This is a genomic window from Psychrobacter glacincola (assembly GCF_965118485.1).
GTDB lineage: Bacteria > Pseudomonadota > Gammaproteobacteria > Pseudomonadales > Moraxellaceae > Psychrobacter > Psychrobacter glacincola_D.
This window is the reverse complement of the sequence record NZ_CBCPJH010000072.1, coordinates 1-2,702: the sequence shown is the minus strand read 5'-3', so window position 1 is coordinate 2,702 and position 2,702 is coordinate 1. Positions and strand designations below refer to the sequence as shown.

2 protein-coding genes are annotated in these 2,702 nt (G+C 37.6%); both read left to right on the top strand.

What is annotated here, in order from left to right:
- The first annotated feature begins 35 nt into the window (after positions 1-35).
- Positions 36-1,748 (top strand): multidrug ABC transporter permease/ATP-binding protein, encoded by a 1,713-nt coding sequence (locus ACMHKH_RS14535; RefSeq protein ID WP_413521334.1) that lies wholly within the window; start codon positions 36-38, stop codon positions 1,746-1,748.
- 441 nt (positions 1,749-2,189) lie between these two features.
- The coding region (locus tag ACMHKH_RS14530) for a hypothetical protein (protein ID WP_413521333.1) at positions 2,190-2,702 on the top strand (513 nt) is incomplete at its 3' end.

Here is a 2,702-nt window from a genome sequence, read left to right as displayed (position 1 = left end):
AAAATACGCAAAATTCATTTTATTATTGAGTTATTATGTCCTCTCGCGCTACAGCCTCTTTATATCATATGATCTGGTCGCATTATCGCCTACCTTTTCTTAAAGTCATCGTACTTAACTTAGTCAATGCGGCTGTCAGTGTGGGTATTATTGCTTATATTAATCATACTTTTATCAGTCAGCCTGTTTTTAATACCTTATCATGGCAAAGCTTAGGATGTTTTTCAGGCCTAGTCATACTACTATTAGTCACGACTTTTTTATCACAGTATGCCCTAACGCGTTTAGGTCATAGATTTGTTTATGAGCTAAGAACCAAACTGGTCAAACAAATCATCGATACCAACGTTCCGCAAATAGATCATTTGGGTAGCGCACGGTTACTCGCCAGTTTATCTACCGATATCCAATCGATCACCGTGGCCTTTGTTCGTATGCCAGAATTGGTTCAAGGGGTTATTCTATCTAGTGCAGTCGCCTTATATTTAGGTTGGTTGTCATTACCATTATTACTGATAATCATGGTTTGGATTGTGATGACGATTTGGATAAGCATCATTTTGGTAAAGCACGTTTACAGTCATTTAACAGAATTAAGGGAGATTAATGATCTTTTGTATCAAGATTATCAATCTATTATTCAAGGTCGAAAAGAGCTTGCGCTCAATCAGAACCGCGCGCAAAAACTGTATACCAATTATTTTTTGAGCCACGCCCAATCTTATAAAGAGCGTGTCATTAAAGCAGATACCTTTCACTTATCAGCAGTGAATTGGTCGAACATTATGATGTTTGCAGCGATTGGTGTCGTCTTTGCGGTCTCAAACTATCTTAATATTCCCATGAGCGTTGCCACTACTTTTTCTTTAACCATTCTATTTATGCAATCGCCGCTACTGCAAGCCGTTGGCGCTTATCCAACTTTACAAACGGCGCAAGTCGCGTTAGATAAAATACAGACGTTGGCGCTTGCTGATTATCAACCAGCTTTTTTAACCAATATAGCAGCAAATGACTGGCAGACCATCTCACTGAACAATGTGAGTTATCGCTATCAAGGTATAAACCACAATACACAAGAAACTGTGACTGAAAATAAGTCGCTTACTGATGACATTTTAAAAAATGTTAATCTCACCTTGAGGCGTGGCGAAGTGGTGTTTTTGATAGGCTCTAATGGTAGCGGTAAGTCTACCCTTGCAAAAATAATTACTGGTATTTTTACGCCTACGACAGGCGCTGTAAAAGTAGACAAACAGGTGATTGATTCGGACAATAATAGCCATTATCGGCAGCTATTTTCTGCCATTTTTAGCAATCAACATCTTTTTAAACAATTAATCGGCAGTCAAGACAATGACCCCGATATGTCTTTAGTGACCGAGTGGCTGCATAAATTAAACCTGCAAGATAAAGTGACGGTAACTAAGCATCGATTGTCTACCGACAAGCTGTCCCAAGGACAACGCAAACGCTTGGCTATGCTACTTGCTGTCGCCGAACAAAAGGACTTTCTACTGCTCGATGAATGGGCCGCTGACCAAGACCCCGCTTTTCGTCGAGTATTCTATCAAACGCTGATTCCTAAATTAAAAGCCATGGGCAAGACGCTGTTTATTATCAGCCATGATGACGGTTACTTTGAACATGCTGACCGTCTGCTAATGATGAAAGAAGGAATATTAACTGAGCTAAATACTGAAGAACGCCTGCGTGCCAGTGCCGATGCAATCGCCATGTTAGAGTGAGTAACCATAAGTCGTATCATTAAAAAGCTTAATGCAAAAGTATTTGATATGTTTTATAAATTAATGATAGTCAGTTCAAAATAACATCAGTACGATTTTAATAAGCTGCTATTGGTATATCATTTTTAAAATAAATCTACTATATAGATAGACTGTTTTTTTCAGCATAGCTTATTCATTTTAATGTCCATTTTTTTACAGAACCTGCCATAATTATTGAGAATATAGCTTACAGCTCGCTGCCTGTATAGCGCACTGAATTAACTTAATGATGTGATAACTACTGAACTGATTGAATCAGTTCGGTACCCTAGTGAGAACTCGAATAGTCTGCTATAAACGCATTATTTACAGAGTGATTTTAAGCATAAACAGCAGTAAATACGTTATTCTACAGACCGCAACAGTTTTCTAAAAACGGTTTTTCTTAAGGATTTTTATATGAATTATTTAATTAAAGTCACTGCTGCATGCCTATTTACTACTCTTTCTATAACTTCCTATGCGCAAACTGTAAAGACGGTTATCAATAGCGAAGTCACTACTAACGTTAAATTTTTAAACTTAGAAAGCGAAAAATATTTTGTGCCTAGTGCGGACTACACAGAAGATAAAGCGCTGAAGTATGCTTTTCATGATCAAAAAACGGTTATGAAAGACGTTAATGCTGACGGAATTCAAGATGCTGTCGTACTGCTTTATTACTGTGAAAAAACCAATTGCCATCCAACAACGGTAAGCATAGATTTAGTGGTTTTTAAAGGGCTTGGTAAAAATCAGTTCACTAAACTAGGCGCAGCACCACTTGGGACAACTGCTAAGATAAACAGCATCAATAATGGGGTGATTAACGTTACTTCCTATCGTTATGGAGAAAGTGATGCAGGATGTTGTCCTACAGATAAAGCCACAACTTCTTATAAAATAAAAAACAACAAACTCGTTAAAATTAAT

Excerpts from the sequence above, each read along its gene's own strand:
- ACMHKH_RS14535 (WP_413521334.1), top strand. The coding sequence starts at position 36 with ATGTCCTCTCGCGCTACAGCCTCTTTATATCATATGATCTGGTCGCAT.